Raw genomic sequence first — 16,454 nt, 5'->3', positions numbered from 1 at the left:
CGCGGGGAGTCCTCGGGGGTCGTCGGCGAGTCGGGTGAAGCTGGGGAGGGCGTGCTCGTCGAGGTAGCGGTCGAGCGCGGCGAGGTAGAGCTCCCGCTTGCCGCCGAAGGTGGCGTACAGGCTCGACCGGTTGACCCCGGTCGCGTCGACGAGGTCCTGGATGCCGGTGGTGGCCAAACCCCGCCGCCAGAACAGGTGCACCGCCGTGCCCAGAACGGCGGCCTGGTCGAAATGCTTGACGTCGGCCACGAAATGCCTCATCCCCGTGAACTTGGAACAGATGGTTCAAGATATTTTACCCGGGCTCTTACCATTCGCTTACAAGACCCGCATCCGGTGTGCCGCCGGTGAGAGTGTGTCTAGCGTTGGCCACGTATCGTCCCGCTTTGCCTTGTTTTGCAAGGAAAGGACGAGTACGTGGACAGGAACGGCGAGGGCCGCCCACGGGCGTCGGGGGACGCCTGCCTCACCTGCGCGCTGCGGACCGCCGCCGCTCTCGGCTGGTCCCTCGAGCTCCCCGACGATCGTCCCACCCATGCCGCATGCGTTCGGCGCCAGGGAGAGAAGCAGCTCTCGGCCACCGGCGCGGACGGACCGGGGCAGGGAGTGCGCTGATCCCGTGCTCGCCGTCGGCGGCGGGTTCGGGACTCACACTCGGAGCAGGACCCGGTCGAGTGGTTTGCGGGTCAGGTCCGGCACGGTCGCGTCGTCGGCGGGGTAGCCGACGGGGATGACGGCGAAGGCTTTCTCGTTGCGGGGCCGGTTGAGGATCTCGGACAGGAACCGCATGGGGCTGGGGGTGTGGGTCAGTGCGGCCAGTCCGGCCAGGTGCAGGGCGGTGAGCAGCATGCCCACCGCGATGCCGACCGACTCGTCGACGTAGTAGTGCTTGTGTTTGTTCCCGGTCCCTTCGTCGAGGTAGTACCGCTGGGCGAACACCACGATCAAGAACGGCGCCTCGGTCAGATGCGGCTTGTGCTCGTCGGTGCCCAACGGCGCGAGCGCGGCCAGCCACTCCGCGCCGAGCCGGCCTTCGTAGGCTCTGCGCTCCTCGGCCTCGGCCGCCTCCCGAATCCGGGCCCGCACGTCCGGGTCGGTGACCAGCACGAAGGTCCAGGGCTGCTGGTGGGCACCCGACGGCGCGGTCGCCGCCACCGCGATCGCGTCGACGACGAGCCGCTCGTCCACCGGGTCGGCGGAGAACGCCCGCACCGTCCGCCGCTGCGCCATCCGCTCGCTCAGCCATGCGGCGGTCCGCAACGACTCCTCGACCGGCATGCGCCGTGGCCGGTAGGGGATCGGACGGTACGAACTGCCCGCCGTCGGTGTCGAGGAATCCATAGCCCCACTGTGCCGGACCCCACGGGCGCTCGTGTGTGTCCGCTGTTATCTGGGATCGATCGTTCCACGTTGGTGCCGCCGCCGGAGAGCAAGTGGTCTACCCCGACGACGCCTCCGCCGCCGCGGGCGCGACCCGCTCAAACTGGAGCAGATGCTGACGGGCTGACCGGATTCGGCCAGGACCGGCCTGTGTGGATTGTGGTGCGGGAGGTGCCCGACCGGACACCGGGGTGTCATGCTCAACGGATGTTCAGCGCGGTGTCGGCTCCGACTGGTTGGTCGCTGACCAGCCGGAGCAGGGTGCCGGCCGAGACCCGCAGCGGGTGGGTGGTCCGGGTGATGAGCAGGTCGGTGTCGAGCACACCGCCGTGCACGGTGGGTCCGAACGGGCTCCAGAAGGCGCCGTCGGCGGTGATGGTCAGCTCCGCGGGGAGGTCGACCTGATGGGCGGTGACGCCAAGGTCGTGGTCGACGGCGCGGCCGCGGCGGACGATGGGCCGGATGATGTGGTCGTCGTCGGGCACGCCCAACTCGCGGTGCAAGGCGCACAACCGATCCAGCTCGGTGTCCGCAATGGACTCGACGGTGGTGGCGATGCGGACCCGGATCCCCTGTGACACCAGCTTGGGCACGGACTCGACGACCTTGCGGAAGTTGGCCGGGCCGCGCATCCCGTCGTTGGCGTCCGGGTCCGGCCGGTCCAGCGAGATCTGCAGCGCCACCGGTCGCCCGAGGATGGGTGCGAGCTCGCGCAGCCGGCGCGCCGTGAACAGCGTGCCGTTGGTGAGCACCAGCACCGGCAGGTGCTCGGACATGCCGGCGAGCGTGTCGGGCAGCCAGGACAGCAGGAACGGTTCGCCGCCGGTGACACCGAGGTCGGTGAATCCGGTGTCGGCGGCCTCGCGGGCGATGTCGATCATGCGGGTGCGGCCGAGCTCGCGCCGGGCGACCTTGGGCGCGGACTCGGTCAGGCAGTAGGTGCAGGTGAGGTTGCAGTGGTAGTTGGCGTAGAGCCACACCCGGCCCGGCAGCCGGCCCTCGGCCACGGCATCGGCGATGGGGTTCAACACGTCACCTCGCAAGCTCGGTGCCGCCGAACCCCGCCGCCTCGTTCCTCGGCGGCGGGGCAGTGTCGATGGTTCGCTCCGCAAGCTCCGCCAAGCCGGCATCTCCTCGCAGGCTCCGAGATGCCGGAGTGTCGATGGTTCGCTCCGCAAGCTCCGCCAAGCCTGCGTCTCCTCGTTCCTCGGAGCCGCAGGAGTATCAATTGGTTCGCTCCGCAAGCTCCGCTCATGGCAGCAGGTCCTCGGTTTCCAGGCGGCGCAGCACCGCGGTGTCGGTGGGTAGCCGCAGCGCGGTGGCGAACCGGTTGAGCATCAGGGTGGCGCCGACCAGCAGGGTCAGCTCGACGATCTCGTGCTCGGCGAAGTGCGGCCGCAGCCCGGCCAGCACGGTCGGCTCGACCGGGCCAGGTCCGCAGGCGACGGCGTCGACCCAGGCGAGCATGGCGCGTTCGGCCGGGTCGATGATCGCGTCGAGGCTCGCCTTTCCGTGCAGCGCAAGGATTTCCGCGCGGCTGAGGCCGGCGTCGAGGGCGACCGCGGTGTGCGCGTTGACGCAGAACCGGCATTCCATGAGTGCCGACACCCGGACGATCACCAGTTCCTTGGTCCGCCAGTCCAACGCGGACGGCCCGAGCACCGTGCCGATGAACGGCAGCGCGACCTCGAGCAGTTCGGGAACCTGGGCCAGCGCGGCCACGATCGGACCGGGGTCGCCCCGTTCGTAGTAGGGCCGGGCGAGCAGCGGGGCCTGGTCGGGTCCCAGCAGAGTCACCGCGCTGCTGCTCATGGCCGACGAGTCTATGGCCGTCTCGTCGCCGGTGGTCGCGGCGCCGGCCGGCCGTCACGGCTTCGTAAGGATCATCCCGGGCGGGCTCGTGCTCCAATCCCCATTGTGCGCCGGTTGCTTGTGATGATCGTGACCGCGGTACTGCTCGGCTCGGGCTGCGCCGCCGGTGCCGACCGCACCGTCGGCGCCGACGGTGTGCCGGCGACGTTGCGGATCGGGTTGATCCCGAACATCTCCCCGGACGTGCAGCGGGCGAAGTACCAGCCGTTCGCGGAGCATCTGCAGCAGCGCCTCGGCGTGCGGGTGGAGCTGTTCGTGGCGGCCGACTACGCCGGGGTGGTGGCCGCGCTGGTGGGCAAGCGGATCGACGTCGCCTACCTCGGTGGGCTCACCTACGTCCAGGCCGAGCGGCAGGTCGCGCTCACGCCGCTGGTCACCGAACTGGACAAGGAAACCGGAACGGCGCAATACCTCTCGGCGATCGTCGTGCGCGCCGACTCCCCGCACCGGGACCTGCGCCGCGACATCGTCACCGCGGGAAAGTCGTTCGCCTTCGGCGACGTCAGCTCCACGTCGGGCAGCCTCTACCCGCGGCTCATGCTCGTCGAGGCCGGCGCGCGGTGCTCGCCGCGGCGGGTGTCGGACTGCCCGCCGCTGCGGCAGGTGACGTTCACCGGCGGCCACGACGCCACCGCGCAGGCCGTCCTCAGTGGACGGGTCGACGCCGGCGGGCTGGAGCTGCGCATCCTGCACCGGCTGGAGCGCGACGGCACGGTTGCCGCCGGGGCGTTGCGGGTCATCGAGCAGCGCAGCGTCCAGGGCTACCCGTGGGTGATGCGCACCGACCTGGGCACCGGCGCGCAGCGGACGCTGACCGACGCGTTCACCGCGATCACCGACCCGAACCTGTTGGACCTGATGCGCGCCAAGCGTTATGTGGCCGCGGCGGCATCGGACTACGACGAGATCCGGCGGAAGGCGACCGAGTTGGGGCTGGCCGAGCCCGCGTCCCGATAGGAGACCCAGATCGACATCGACACCGAGCAGTTGAGCGTCGAGTTCCCCGGCGGCGTCCGCGCGGTGGACCGGCTGACGCTGCGCATCGCCGAGGGCGAGCGGGTGGCCCTGCTCGGTCCCTCCGGCGCGGGGAAGTCGACCCTGCTGCGCGCCCTGCTCGGCGCCGTCCCGGTCAGCGGCCGGGTCCGCGTCGGCGGCCACGACCCACACGGCCCGCGGCGGGCGGCAGCGTGGATCAGGTCCGGCACCGGCGTCGTCCGGCAGGGCAACGACCTGGTGCTGGGCGTGTCCGGCCGGCTGAACGCGCTCATGGGCACCGCCGCCACCTGGCGCACCCGGGACTGGCTGCGGGCCCTGACCGGCCAGATCCCCGCGCCTTTCCAGTCCCAGCTGGAGACTTTGGCCGCGCAGCACGGAATTCTGGGTTGTCTGCGGCAGCCGGCCCGCGAGCTGTCCGGCGGCCAGCGCCAGCGGGTCGCGCTCGTGCGGGCGCTGCTCGGCCAGCCCCGGCTGCTGCTGGCCGACGAACCCACCAGCGGGCTCGACCCGGTCACCGCGGCGGCCGCGGTGGACGCGCTGCGCACCGCCGGCTCTCCGGCCCGACCCGTGACGGTGATCGTCGCGACCCACGACCTCGCCGTCGCCCGCCAGTTCCCCCGCATCCTGGCGATGCGCGACGGCCGGCTGGCCTACGACGGCGCAACCCTCGACGAGTCCGTCACGGCCGGTATCTACCGCGGTGATCAGCCATGACACCCGAGGAGCTCACCCGACCCTGGCCGCCGCCCACCCCGAAACCGGCCGAGCGCGGCGCACCGCCCACGCCGGTGCCGTCGGCGGTGCCGCGACGCCGCTTGCTGCGCTGGGCCGCGGTCGGCGCGATCCTCGTGCTGCTCGTCTGGTCGGTGCAGGGCACCGGGGTCAGCGTCGGCGCGCTGATCGACGGCCGGGAGGGCGGCCTGCACCTGGTCCGCGGCTTCCTGCACCCCGACCTGTCCGCCGCGTTCCTGGCCGACGTCGGCAGCGCGGTCCTGCAGACGGTGCAGATCTCGCTGACCGGTCTGCTGCTGGCCGCGCCGCTCGGGCTGGCCGGCGCACTGCTCATCGCCGGCAACGTCGGCGCGCCGGGGTGGCTGCGGGGCAGCGCCCGCGCCGGCGCGGCGTTCCTGCGCGGCGTGCCGGATCTGTTGTGGGCGTTGCTGTTCGTGGCCACCATCGGCCCCGGCCCGGCGGCCGGCGCGCTGGCCATCGCCGTGCACGGCGCCGGGCTGCTGGCCAAGCTGGGCGCCGAGCAACTCGAGGCCATCGACCCGGCGCCCGTTGAAGCCGTGCGGCTCACCGGCACCGGCCGAGCGGCGACCGCGGTGCTCGCGATCATCCCGCAGGCCCGCGCCGGGCTGGCGTCGCTGCTGCTCTACCAGTGGGAGTGCAACCTGCGCACCTCCACCGTGATCGGCTTCGTCGGCGCCGGCGGGATCGGCCAGGAGCTTGCCATCTCGCTGCGGTTGTTCCGCTACGACGAGCTGTCCACTTTGATCCTCGCGGTGCTGGCGATGATCCTGCTCGTCGACCAGCTCTCCCGGGTGATCCGGCGGCGGATGGGAGCCGCGACATGACCAACCTGACCGACCACACCACCGGGCTGTTGCGCGCGTGGGCCGACGACCTCGCCGCCTGGCGGATTCCCGAGGCGATCATGGCGGCGGTCGACGAGTCGCCCTGGGTGCTGCCCACCGAGGTCTTCTCCCGCCGCGCCGACCGGCACCTGGCCGACCCCGCCGGCCCGTCCCATGTCCATGCCATCGCGGCATTGCCCGACGGCGGCTCGGTCATCGACGTCGGCGCCGCGGGCGGCGCCGCGAGCCTGCCGCTCGCCCCCCGGATGACCCGGCTCACCGCGATCGACACCCACCGGCCGCTGCTGGAGGACCTCACCCGTCGGGCCGCCCCGCTCGGGCTCGAACTGACCACCGTGCACGGCTGCTGGCCCGACGTGGCCGGCGACGTGCCCACCGCCGACATCGTGGTCTGCCACCACGTCCTCTACAACGTCGCCGACCTCGCGCCGTTCGTCACCGCACTCACCACCCACGCCCGGCGGCGGGTGATCGTCGAGATCACCGCCCGCCACCCACTGACCGAACTCAACCCCTACTGGCGCGAGTTCCACGACCTGCACCGGCCCACCGGACCCACCGCCGACCAGGTCGTCGAACTCCTGCAATCCCTTGGTATCCCGGCGAAAGCCGATCGCCGGACCCGCCCACCGGCCGCCGAGTACCGGTCCTTCACCACCCTGGTCGACGTCACCCGGCGGCGCCTGTGCCTGCCACCGCACCGCGCCGAGGACGTCGCCGCCGCCCTGCGCCGGCATGGGATCACCGAAGACGAACCGCCCGATCTCGGCTCCTCCGGGCGCGACCTGGTCACCATCTGGTGGCCCGGCACCGCACCCTGACCGGCGGGCTGCGGTTGCGGGTCATCCCGCCGCGTTTCGGGCGGCGCCGAACGAGTCCGGTTCGGCACCCTGGCCGATCTGGCTGCGGCTGGTGGGGGCCTATCCGCCGGGTTTGGTGGTGGGCCACCATTCGGTGATGGCGGTGATGATCTCGTCGGGGGCGTCTTCCTGGATGTAGTGCGAGGCGCCGCGGAGGATGCGGGTCTGGTGATGGGGGAAGGTGCGTTCCCGGCGGGATCGGTGGGCCGCCTTGAAGGCCGGGTCCTTGTCGCCCCACACGATGAGCGCCGGCTTGTCCGCGACCCGCTCCAGGCCCTGTTCGACGTCGGTGAGCAGATCGTGCGCGGCGAGGATTTCGCGCGGCATGACATGGACCGGTTCGCGTGAGGCGGGGGTCGGGTGCGGCTGCTGGTACATGCGACGTTCGGCCGGGCTGAGTTTCCGGAGCCGGATGCCGCCCCTCATGAAAACGTTGACGAACAGGTCGGCTTGTTTGACCAGCAGTCCGCCGAGTCCTCGGCCGCCGAGGGTGGTGGAGAACAGCCGGGTGGAGAGATCGTGGAGCGGCCAGGCCCAGGTGTTGCCGATCACGAAAGCCCGGAACCATTCGGGGTGCCGGGTGGCCACCCAGCACCCGATCGGGCCCCCCCAGTCCTGCACCATCACCGTGACATCGCGCAGCCCGAGCTGCTCGACGAAGCCTTCGACGATCCGGGCGTGTTCGGCGATGGTGAACCGTGCGCTGGCCGGTGCGGCCCCACGGCCGCAGCATCCCGCCGCACGACGGGCAGGCCAACCGGCCCGCGGCCAGCGCCTGGCGGGCCGCCTGGGCGTCGATGACTGCCCGGGACTGGATCAACGCCGGTCATCCCAGTCAGGGGCAGTCGAATTTGAGCATGGCAGGTGGGCTCGCGAAATGGTCTGGTCGGGCCAACCTGGTGGCCGGCGAACGGCTTATTGTGTGGCTTGGAAAGTTCGTTTAATTGGACGTGTAACGGACTTCTAGATCGGGTCGACCCGCTACACGGACGTTTTGTTGGATCGCGGAATGACATTCCGTAATCCGCTTGTTCGTCCTGCCCAGGATTCCTGCAATGCTCCTGGAGGTCCATCTTGAATCGACGCAGAATTCGGATCATCGCGATTGCGGCCGGTGTGCTGCTGGTGTCGGCGGTCACCACGGCGGGTCAGGCGCCCGCCGCCCCGGACGAGGCGGTTCAGCCGGGTGTGGCGGTCGCCTCCTCGGTGACCGCGCAACCCACGCTGGCCAAGGACTACACGCCGGCCGCGCAGCTGGCACCCGACCAGCTGGCGCTGATGCGCGCCAAGCTCGACGCCGCGCACGACGCGATGGCGGCCAACACCAAACCTATACCCGGCAAGGAAGATCCGGCGGCGGCCGCGGGCAAGGCCAGCCCGTCGACGTTCGCGCCGGTCTCCGGACCGAGCGTGAACGCCCCGGGTGACCTGATCATCGGGCGCAACAACCAGAACACGGTGGCCAACACCAACCTCTGCGGCACCGGCAGCACCCTGGCGGAACCCGCGGCGGCCAATGAGGGCCCGAATGTCTACTACACGGGCAACCTGACCCATCAGGAGTTCTCCATCACCGGCGGCACGCTCTACCTCTGTGCCGGCGCCTATCCGGCCGGGCCGGTTCAGGCCCCGAACCCGTTCGGCGACACCGACGTGATCTACGACCACGCCCGGGGCGTCACATTCCACAGCGTGATCTACGTCAACGCCGGCCTCACCGACGGCGTGATCGGAATCAACGTCCGCAACAACATCAACGGCGCGGACAACTGCACCTACTTCATCGATTTCGACCCGGGCGGCACGGTCATCCCGGACTACCCGCACCTGGGGCTGTCCAACGACTTCGTGTACTTCAACGCCAACCGGGTCGACCTGGTCAACGGGGTATGGCTGGGTGCGACGATCGAGCGGCTCTCCGCCGACTCGATGGCCGCGTGCCTGGGAGCGGGCGGCAACATCATCACCTTCACCAACCCGGGTGGGCAGCGCATCCTGGTGCCCGGGCACGGCGCCCGCGACGTGATGTACCTGGCGTGGGTGGACACCACCACGCAGTGGCGGGTGTTCAGCTGGGCGGACAACTCGGCCACCGTGTTCTCCACCTTCGTCGCCGTGGGCACGATGACGTTCGGGGCGACCGACTGCCGAGGTGGGGTCGGCAACGTCAACTGGCATCCGTCCACCAGCATCGTCGGGTTCCCGGTGCGGGTCACGTTCGGCAACGACTTCGTGCACGCCTGGGCGGAGGTCTCCAACGACGCCGGACACACCCACGCCTACATCCAGGGCGCGCAGTTCCGGGTCGGCGCCGCGCAGAACGCCCTGACGCTGGTGCAGCAGCCGCAGCTCTTCTTCACCGACCGGTGCGCCGGCTCGCCGAACTTCGGCGCCAACGACCGCGGTGACCTCGGCTACTCCGTGGCCATCGGCGGCGCCAACGGCGGCGGCGGCCCCGCGGTCGCCCCGTGCGTGGGGATGAAGGACCAGTTCAACCCGGGCCCGGGTGGGTTCTTCTGCATCCTCACGGTCGGAGCCACGCACAACCCGACCCGGTTCGGCGACTACTTCACGGTGCGCCGCCAGGCACCGTGTGGTGAGTACTTCGCCGCGACCGGCTACGGGTTCTCCGGCGGCACCGCGCTGGGCAACGTGGTCGCCGTGTACACCGAGTTCGGCCGCGGCCGCGACCAGCAGTGCTACCTCGCCTGGCGCAACTCCATCCCGGCAACCTGATCCCACTCCCGAGACGTGCCCCGGCCCTTTCCCCGGAGGGCCGGGGCACCTCCGTTCTCACCGGATGGTGAACTCCGGTGAGTACGCGGTGAACGGATCCTCGCCGCCGAGGGTGGGCTCGCCGCGGTAGGTGAACTTCACCCGGTACGTACCAGCGCCGAACGCCGGACCGCCCGGACCTCCGCGGGTGAGGTGGAAGCTGGCCGGGTCGATCTCGATGCGCTGCCCGAGCCCCGGCCCGATCGTCACGGTGACGGTCGGCCGGCCCAGCGCGCACCCGGTGATGTCCGTCCAGCCACCGCCGTCCTTCCGTTGCAGGATGGCGATCGAGCAGACGGTCTTGAAATCCTCGGTGTAGACCGGGCGATCCATGCCGTTGGACACGGTCACCCGGATCTTCCCGCCGACCCGGTACTCGCCGGCGTCGAGCTTGACCGACACCTCGCCCGCCACGAACGGCACCGGTGAACCCGGTCCGCCGACCGGCCCGGGCGCCGGGCCGGGGGTTCCGATGGTCGGCCTGGCGGTGATCGAGGTGGCGTCCGCGCCGTCCGACCCGCCCGCGGGCACCGACTCGCTCGTCGCCGCCGGCTCGCCCGTCGCCTCGGGCTCACCGGCACCGCGGTCAGCGCCGCACCCGGACATCACGGTCAGCACCCCGGTCGCGGCGAGCGCGACAAGCTTCGACGACCATGGCGTGCGCCTCATTCCCTGCCTCAACTCTCATCGGCGGTCAACCCTAGGACGGGGCCGACCGCCGATGAGGTTGCGGGGACTCAGAACGCGGTGGCACTCAGGGCCTTGGCGTGCTACCTCAGCACGCGTTGGCAACCGTCAGGGTCAGTGATGTTGTTGTCCCGCTTCGAATTTCGACCTGTTGGGCGGCACCGCAGATGTCCTCGGTGATCCGGTAGGTGCCGGGTGGGAGGGTCAGTTCGAATTGGCCGCCGGGGGCGGTGGCGGTGGTCGCGACCATATGCCCGCCGAGGTCGGTGGCGTGGACGGGATCGCCGCTCATCGGGACCGGCGTGCCGGTGCCGCCGCTGCGCGGGTCGGGACCGGGCGGGCGCACGACCTGACCACGCACGGTCCCGGGCGGTGTGGTTGCTGAGCTCCGTGCGGCCGAGGTGGCCGGCTGGTCCGTCCCGTCCGGGCCGTTACCGGCGGAGCCGGCGCAACCGGTCACAAAAAGGCCAAAAGCCACCGCGAAGACCATATAAGCCAAACGCATGGGCGTCACAGTACGCCTTTTGCCCTATTGGGCACGTGAAAACGCTATTCCCCCTTGTGGTCTACTGATGTGTTCGATAACGTGCCGGGGCAATTCTGGGTGTTTCCGATCACCAGCAGCGCGTGATCGGAAACTGCGGTTTTCAACCGACTAGCCGAGGGGGCAATCGGTGAGATCATTCTGCGGATTTCCGCGCGTCCTGACTTCTGGAAGACGCCTGTTGACCATGGTCACCGCGGTGACCATGGTTTCGGCCGGGCTGGCCGTGCCCGCGGTGGCACAGTCGGAACAGCCTTCGCAGCCGCTGGTGAACCCGTCGATGCGGAGCAATCCGCCCGACCGCACCATTTTCCGCGGGGCGGCATCGCTGGCCGGCCGACCGGCGGTGAACGCGGCCGGTGTGTTCGTCATCGACGCCACCGCGGCGGCCAGCAGCACGGGTGGCAATGAGCCGAGTATCGCGATCAATCCGGCCAACCCGAACGAGATCGCTATCACCCGGTTCACCTTCGCCTGGCCCAACAACGCGGACGTGCTGCACTCCACCGACAGCGGGCAGACCTGGACCAACCGGACCAGCATTCCGGTACCGCCCGGCGTTTCCGGAACGTCGGGTTGCCCGTGTGACCAGACCATCGACTACGGGCGTGACGGCACGCTGTACGGGACGTTCCTCACCTCGACCAGCGTGGTCACCGGGTCCACCACCGACCCGACCCAGGCCTCGGCCTGGCAGTGGAACGGCAACCCGGCCCAGACGACCAACGGCACGCACGCACAACCCGACCAGCCGTGGCTGCTGGTCAACCGTGACCCCACCACGGCCGGCCAGGACGATGTCTACGTCGCCTACGACCACTTCGCCGGCAACCCCGACGCCCGCGTCGCGGTCTCCTACGGCGCCATCCCGGTCGACATCACCGCCGACAACATCGCCGGAACGGAAAGTCCACTCGCGACCAATCCGGGCCTGCGGATGGCCAACGATCCGCGCAACGGCACCATGTACGCGCTCTACGAGCAGTCCACCGGAAATACCCAGCCGAAGAACGTGACCTACCGGCTCAACCGTTCCACCAACGGCGGCGCGACCTGGACGCTCAACGGCAACACCGACGGCCTGGTCGTCGACACGGTCAACAGCGACCAGGCGCCCGGGTTCAAGTTCGGCACCGTCAACGCCCTGCTCGGCGGGGTGGACCACGCGGCGGTCGATCCCACCAACGGCGACGTCTACGTCGCCTACGGCCAGGATGTCTCCGGCGGCAACCGGCTCCGGCTCCGGCGGCTGACCGACAACGGCAGCGGTGGGCTCACCGTCGGCCCGGCGGTGAACGTGTCGACCTCGACCGACGCGGCGCTGCCCTCGGTCGCGGTCACCTCCGATGGCACCATCGGCGTCCTCTACGACACCTTCGACGGCACCACCTCCACCGGATTCCCGATCTTCACCGCCCACCTGGCGCAGAGCACCGACCACGGCGCCACCTTCACCGACACCGTGCTGCAGAGCTTCCAGTCGCCCGCCACCGACAACTCCGACCCCCGCCAGCGGGTGCTCGGCGACTACCACCAGCTCAAGTCGGTCGGCCGCAACTTCTACGGCGTGTTCTCCGGCAACACCAGCGGCGTCCCCGCCGCCAACCCACCGATCCACGCCATCTACTTCCAGGTCACCCCACCGCCTCCGGCGTCGACGCTCACCTACACCGGCCCGACCACGGCCGACTTCCACGACGCCTTCACCGCCTCAGCCACACTGACCGCGGCGGGCAGCCCGGTGACCGGGGCGACGGTGAACTTCGCGCTGGGCGCGGGAACCGGCACCGAGGCGTGCAGCGCGGTCACCAACGGCGCCGGGGTCGCCGCCTGCACGATCATCCCGCAGGAGCCGGCCGGCCCGACCACGCTGACGGTCTCCTTTGCCGGCAACGACTCCGCCGGACCGGCGAGCATCACCGTGCCGTTTACCATCACCCGGGAGGAAACCACCCTCGTCTACACCGGACCGTCGCGCATCGCCAACGGCACACCCGCGCAGCTCACCGCTCTGCTCAGGGAGGATGGTGTCGTCCCGATCGACGGGCGTACGGTGAGCATCGCCATCGGCACCGGCGCCACCCAGCAGACCTGCACCGGCACGACGAACGCGGCCGGAACCGCCGCCTGCACGATCACCCCGAACCAACCGCTGAACGCGAGCGCCACCGTCCCGCTCACCGCGACGTTCGCCGGCGACGCGTTCTACCTGCCGTCCAGCGCGACGGCGATACTGCTGCTGCAGTTCATGACCGGCCGGGCGTTCGGGCTCACCGCCGCGATCAACCTGTTGCTGCTGCGCCTGCGGGTGCCACCCACCCCGGACACCGGACCGGTGCGCACACCGAACGCGTCCACCACCAACCCGCCGTGCACCGCCACGCTGAGCGCCCTCGTGCTGACCGCGCATGCTTTGTGCGCCAACGTGACCACCACGGTCAACCCGGGAACCGCCACGGCCACCGCCACCGCCGCCGACGCCACCATCGGCGTCCCCGGCATTCCGGTGATCAGTGTGTCCGGGCTGACCGCCACCTCCACCAGCAACTGCACCACGGCCGCCGGAAGCACCACGCTCACCCTCACCATCGGCGGCGTGCCGATCACCGTGCCGGCCACCCCGAACTTCCGGATCGGCCTGGCCGGAGGTGCCCAACTCATCGTCAACGAACAAACCCCGGTCCCCGGAGCCGACTTCGGCCTCACCGTCAACGCCATCCACCTCACCGCCCTCGGCGGAATCGTCGACGTGGTGGTCGGCTCGGCCACCAGCGACCTGCACAACTGCATCTGACCCGAAACCGAGACGGCCGCCGGCAGCCCACCCTGCCGGCGGCATCTCGTGCAACACTCGTTGCTGTTGTGCAACAAGTGTTGCATCATGTTGCGGTGGTGAGCGACGAGCATGGGGGTTGGGTGCTGATCGCGTACCGGACGCCGAAGCAGCCGTCCACCGCACGGGTGGCGGCGTGGCGGCGGTTGCATCGGTTGGGCGCGCTGTATGTCGGGCCGTCGACCTGCCTGCTGCCGGTCGGGTCGGCGGGCGAGCGGGCGCTCGCAACGGTGGCCGAGGGGATCGTCAGCGGGGGCGGCAGCATCGACCAGTTCCGGATCACCACGTTCGCGCCCGAGGCGGAACGGGCGCTGCGGGAGCGGTTCAACGCGGAGCGGGATGCCGAATACGCCGAGGTGATGGAGCGCGCGGTCGCGCTGGTGGCGGAGTTGGACCGGGAGAGCGAGCGGGGCCGGTCCACCTTCGCCGAGGTGGAGGAGAACGAGGCCGAGCTGACCAAGCTGCGCCGCTGGCTCACGGCGGTCACCGGGCGGGACCGCTACGGCGCCGCCGGCCGCGGCCATGCCGAGGCTGCGATCGAGGAAGCCGACCGGCGGCTGCACGAGTTCACCGAGCGTTCGGCGAGCACCGAGGGCGGTGCGTCGTGACCGCGGCGTTGGCGGTTGGGGCGTTCCTCCTCGGTGTGGTGGTCGTGGTCTGGTCCACCGAGCGGCTGCTGGAGGGCATGGTCGGGCTGGCCGCTCTGCTGCGCGCGGCGCCGTTCGTCATCGCGGTGATCTTTTCCGGGCTGGAGGCCGAGAACGTGGCCGTCGGGGTGGTGGCCGCGCGCTCCGGGCACACCGAGATCGCGCTGGGCACGGTGTTCGGTGGTGGCAGCTTTCTGGTCTGCGTCGCGCTCGGGCTGGCCGCCGTGCTGTTCCCGCTGCGGGTCCGGCTGCCGCGCGGCGTGCTCGTCCTGCTCGCGGTCACCCCGATGGCCGGCGGCCTGGCCCTCATCGGCGGCACCAGCAGCCGGCTGGCCGGCGCCGCGCTGTTGATCATCTTCGTCGGCGGGATGGCTTACCTGGTAAGGGTTTCCCGCCGCCACGACTTCTTCGGCGAGGACGCCGCGGAGGTGCGGGAAGCGGCCCAGCGGCCAGGCCGGTGGTGGCGTCCGGTCGGGCTCACCGTGCTCGGTCTTGCGGTGATCACCGCGGGCGCCGAGCTGGTCAACTACGGCGCCGACAGCCTCATCCAGCGGTTCAGCTTCCCCGCCACCCTGATGGGTATGGTGATCACCCCGGCGGCGATCGAGGCCGAGGAGGTCATCCGCCAGGCCGTCCCGTCCAGGGAAGGCCGCCACGACGTCGCCGCCGGCAACCTGGTCGGCACCCTGATCTACTTCGTGCTGTTCAACCTCGGCCTGATCGCCTTGGTTGCCCCGGTCGCCGTGCCGCACCATGTGGTCGTGCTGGACTGGCCGTTCCTGATCGGTGTCACCTGGCTGGCCACCGCGTTCCTCTGGCGCGGCCGGCTCACCCGCTGGCACGGTGCGACCCTGCTGCTGCTCTACGCTGGCTACGCCACCACCCACGTCCTCCTCGGCACATGAGCTGGCAGGCGCTGGCCGGGTTCGGTGCCGGGCTGGTGATCTCGGTGATGACCGCACCGGTCGGGGTGTCCGGCGTGGTGTTGCTGCTCCCCGTTCAGCTTGACCTGCTCGGCATTCCCAGCCCGCGGGTCACGCCGACCAACCTGCTGTTCAACGTGATCGCCATGCCCGGCGCGCTGCTGCGCTTCGGGCGCCAGCACCAGCTCGGCGGCCCCTGACCCGCCGGCTGGTGACCGGCACCGTGCCCGGCGTGATCATCGGCGCGGTTCTGCGGGTGTACCTGTTGCCCGGTGCCGGCACGTTCCGGCTCCTGCTCGGTCCGATCGGAGTGCTTGTGCTCATCCGCCGCCGGGACGCCGCGCAGCCGGCGCGAACCCGGCTTCCCGCTCGGGGTGTGACCGTGGTGGCGTTCGCCGCCGGGGTGGTCGGCGGGATCTACGGCATCGGCGGCGGCTCTCTGCTCAGCCCCGTTCTGGTTGCGGCCGGCCTGCCGCTGGCCCGGGTCGCACCCGCCGCACTGGTCAGCACCTTCCTCACCTCGATCGTCGGGGCCATCACCTACGCCCTTCTCGCCCTCGCCGCACCCGGACCGGTCGCTCCCGATTGGACAGCGGGCATCGCCTGCGGCCTGGGCGGGTTGCTCGGCGGCTACCTCGGCGCCCGCCTCCAACCCCACCTGCCCACACCGCACTGCGGGTGCTTCTCGGCGGCGTGGCGATCGCGCTCGCCGCGGCCGACGTCCTGCAGGCCGGCTGATCGGGGTCGGGTGCGGGCCGCGGTCGCCGGGTTGACTAGACCGTCCGCAGCACCCCGATCCGGACGAGGGGTTCGGGCGGTGCGGGTGGAGAGGTCCGTGGACACGCCGGGCAGCAGTGCTCCGGCGTGGACGGTGCCGCCTTCGCTCAGCCCGTTGACCGCTTCGATGACGTTGGCCGGCAGGGTGTGACCGCGCCGTTGACGCTGGCCTTGACCTTGCCGTTGTCGCCGCGTTCGAGGACGGAGATCGACTCGGCGCGGGCCAGTGGCCGGTCGGGTCCGATGGCGTCGGCCGCGGCGGCGTCACGGAGGTGGTGGGAGACCTCGACGCCGGTTTGCACGTCGCCCGGTTCCAGGGTGGTCTCGACGGCCGGTTCGCCGAGCGCGGATTCGTTGAGGTTGCCGGCGTCGTCGCCGCGCCGGTGCTCGGGTGCCGGCCAGACCCGCCAGGACTTGGTGCCTTCCAGTTGGATGACGAACACGTCGACCGGGTCGTGGTGCGGGGCGAGGCCGCGGCGGCCGGCCGGGGTGAGGAAGGCGATCACGTCGCACTGGGAGGCGAACCGGGTGCCCAGTGCGCCGGCCAGCGCGCGCAGGTTGG

18 protein-coding genes and 1 pseudogene are annotated in these 16,454 nt (G+C 70.8%); 11 read left to right on the top strand and 8 right to left on the bottom strand.

The window, feature by feature from the left end; translation table 11 throughout:
• Positions 1 to 261, bottom strand: a 261-nt coding sequence (locus tag VGR06_RS17445; RefSeq protein ID WP_327560135.1) for a helix-turn-helix domain-containing protein, incomplete at its 3' end; no start/stop codon positions are given.
• A gap of 156 nt (positions 262 to 417) precedes the next feature.
• Here VGR06_RS17445 and VGR06_RS17440 point away from each other — a divergent pair.
• A complete protein-coding gene (locus VGR06_RS17440) occupies positions 418 to 615 on the top strand; it encodes a hypothetical protein (RefSeq protein ID WP_327560134.1) in 198 nt (65 codons plus the stop codon).
• Between the two features lie 33 nt (positions 616 to 648).
• On the opposite strand, the gene VGR06_RS17435 is transcribed toward VGR06_RS17440, so the two are convergent.
• The 3 genes from VGR06_RS17435 to VGR06_RS17425 form a co-directional block, all read right to left on the bottom strand.
• On the bottom strand, positions 649 to 1,341 hold the full coding sequence (locus VGR06_RS17435) for a nitroreductase family protein (RefSeq protein ID WP_327560133.1): 693 nt from the start codon (positions 1,339 to 1,341) through the stop codon (positions 649 to 651).
• Positions 1,342 to 1,580: 239 nt separating this feature from the next.
• Positions 1,581 to 2,408, bottom strand: a complete 828-nt coding sequence (locus tag VGR06_RS17430) for a radical SAM protein (protein ID WP_327560132.1) — start codon at positions 2,406 to 2,408, stop codon at positions 1,581 to 1,583.
• A gap of 223 nt (positions 2,409 to 2,631) precedes the next feature.
• On the bottom strand, positions 2,632 to 3,192 hold the full coding sequence (locus VGR06_RS17425; protein WP_327560131.1) for a carboxymuconolactone decarboxylase family protein: 561 nt from the start codon (positions 3,190 to 3,192) through the stop codon (positions 2,632 to 2,634).
• Positions 3,193 to 3,315: 123 nt separating this feature from the next.
• On the opposite strand from VGR06_RS17425, the gene phnD reads away from it, so the two are divergent.
• Genes phnD through VGR06_RS17405 form a run of 4 tightly spaced genes read left to right on the top strand, consistent with a single transcriptional unit; the run spans position 3,316 to position 6,667 of the window.
• Positions 3,316 to 4,209 carry a phosphate/phosphite/phosphonate ABC transporter substrate-binding protein gene (phnD, locus tag VGR06_RS17420; RefSeq protein WP_327560137.1) on the top strand — a complete coding sequence of 298 codons (894 nt, stop codon included), beginning with the start codon at positions 3,316 to 3,318 and terminating at the stop codon, positions 4,207 to 4,209.
• A gap of 30 nt (positions 4,210 to 4,239) precedes the next feature.
• Complete coding sequence (locus VGR06_RS17415) at positions 4,240 to 4,962, top strand: ATP-binding cassette domain-containing protein (protein ID WP_327560130.1); 723 nt, start codon at positions 4,240 to 4,242, stop codon at positions 4,960 to 4,962.
• Positions 4,959 to 5,825 (top strand): phosphonate ABC transporter, permease protein PhnE, encoded by an 867-nt coding sequence (gene phnE, locus VGR06_RS17410; protein ID WP_327560129.1) that lies wholly within the window; start codon positions 4,959 to 4,961, stop codon positions 5,823 to 5,825. Before VGR06_RS17415 ends, phnE begins: the two co-directional genes overlap by 4 nt.
• Positions 5,822 to 6,667 carry a class I SAM-dependent methyltransferase gene (locus VGR06_RS17405; protein WP_327560128.1) on the top strand — a complete coding sequence of 282 codons (846 nt, stop codon included), beginning with the start codon at positions 5,822 to 5,824 and terminating at the stop codon, positions 6,665 to 6,667. Before phnE ends, VGR06_RS17405 begins: the two co-directional genes overlap by 4 nt.
• Positions 6,668 to 6,766: 99 nt before the next feature.
• Here VGR06_RS17405 and VGR06_RS17400 read toward each other — a convergent pair.
• A pseudogene (locus VGR06_RS17400) lies at positions 6,767 to 7,423 on the bottom strand (alpha/beta fold hydrolase); the annotation flags it as partial.
• A 357-nt stretch (positions 7,424 to 7,780) separates the two neighbouring features.
• On the opposite strand from VGR06_RS17400, the gene VGR06_RS17395 reads away from it, so the two are divergent.
• Positions 7,781 to 9,442: a hypothetical protein gene (locus VGR06_RS17395; protein WP_327560127.1), complete on the top strand. Its 1,662-nt coding sequence runs from the start codon at positions 7,781 to 7,783 to the stop codon at positions 9,440 to 9,442.
• A gap of 57 nt (positions 9,443 to 9,499) precedes the next feature.
• Here the strand turns inward: VGR06_RS17395 and VGR06_RS17390 are convergent, their stop codons facing one another.
• Both VGR06_RS17390 and VGR06_RS17385 read right to left on the bottom strand, forming a co-directional pair.
• The gene (locus tag VGR06_RS17390) at positions 9,500 to 10,150 is read right to left on the bottom strand and encodes a hypothetical protein (protein ID WP_327560126.1); all 651 of its coding nucleotides are present in this window, start codon (positions 10,148 to 10,150) and stop codon (positions 9,500 to 9,502) included.
• A 106-nt stretch (positions 10,151 to 10,256) separates the two neighbouring features.
• Positions 10,257 to 10,529, bottom strand: a complete 273-nt coding sequence (locus tag VGR06_RS17385; RefSeq protein ID WP_327560125.1) for a hypothetical protein — start codon at positions 10,527 to 10,529, stop codon at positions 10,257 to 10,259.
• Between the two features lie 388 nt (positions 10,530 to 10,917).
• Between VGR06_RS17385 and VGR06_RS17380 the strand changes: the two genes are divergently transcribed.
• From VGR06_RS17380 to VGR06_RS17360, 5 genes are all read left to right on the top strand, one after another.
• Complete coding sequence (locus tag VGR06_RS17380; RefSeq protein WP_327560136.1) at positions 10,918 to 13,506, top strand: sialidase family protein; 2,589 nt, start codon at positions 10,918 to 10,920, stop codon at positions 13,504 to 13,506.
• Between the two features lie 98 nt (positions 13,507 to 13,604).
• Complete coding sequence (locus VGR06_RS17375) at positions 13,605 to 14,153, top strand: Chromate resistance protein ChrB (RefSeq protein WP_327560124.1); 549 nt, start codon at positions 13,605 to 13,607, stop codon at positions 14,151 to 14,153.
• The gene (locus VGR06_RS17370; protein WP_327560123.1) at positions 14,150 to 15,097 is read left to right on the top strand and encodes a hypothetical protein; all 948 of its coding nucleotides are present in this window, start codon (positions 14,150 to 14,152) and stop codon (positions 15,095 to 15,097) included. The genes VGR06_RS17375 and VGR06_RS17370 overlap by 4 nt, the downstream gene beginning before the upstream one ends.
• Positions 15,094 to 15,315, top strand: coding sequence for a hypothetical protein (locus tag VGR06_RS17365; protein ID WP_327560122.1), 222 nt, complete (start codon positions 15,094 to 15,096; stop codon positions 15,313 to 15,315). The genes VGR06_RS17370 and VGR06_RS17365 overlap by 4 nt, the downstream gene beginning before the upstream one ends.
• An 11-nt stretch (positions 15,316 to 15,326) precedes the next feature.
• Positions 15,327 to 16,043 carry a TSUP family transporter gene (locus VGR06_RS17360; protein ID WP_327560121.1) on the top strand — a complete coding sequence of 239 codons (717 nt, stop codon included), beginning with the start codon at positions 15,327 to 15,329 and terminating at the stop codon, positions 16,041 to 16,043.
• Here the strand turns inward: VGR06_RS17360 and VGR06_RS17355 are convergent.
• A partial coding sequence (locus VGR06_RS17355) for a JmjC domain-containing protein (protein ID WP_327560120.1) occupies positions 16,000 to 16,454 on the bottom strand: 455 nt, incomplete at its 5' end. The two genes, VGR06_RS17360 and VGR06_RS17355, sit on opposite strands and share 44 nt — an antisense overlap.

The organism is Actinophytocola sp. (genome assembly GCF_036002505.1).
Taxonomy (GTDB): Bacteria; Actinomycetota; Actinomycetes; order Mycobacteriales; family Pseudonocardiaceae; genus DASYTH01.
Note: the sequence above shows the minus strand (reverse complement) of the source record. Positions and strands in the feature narration are given on the sequence as shown.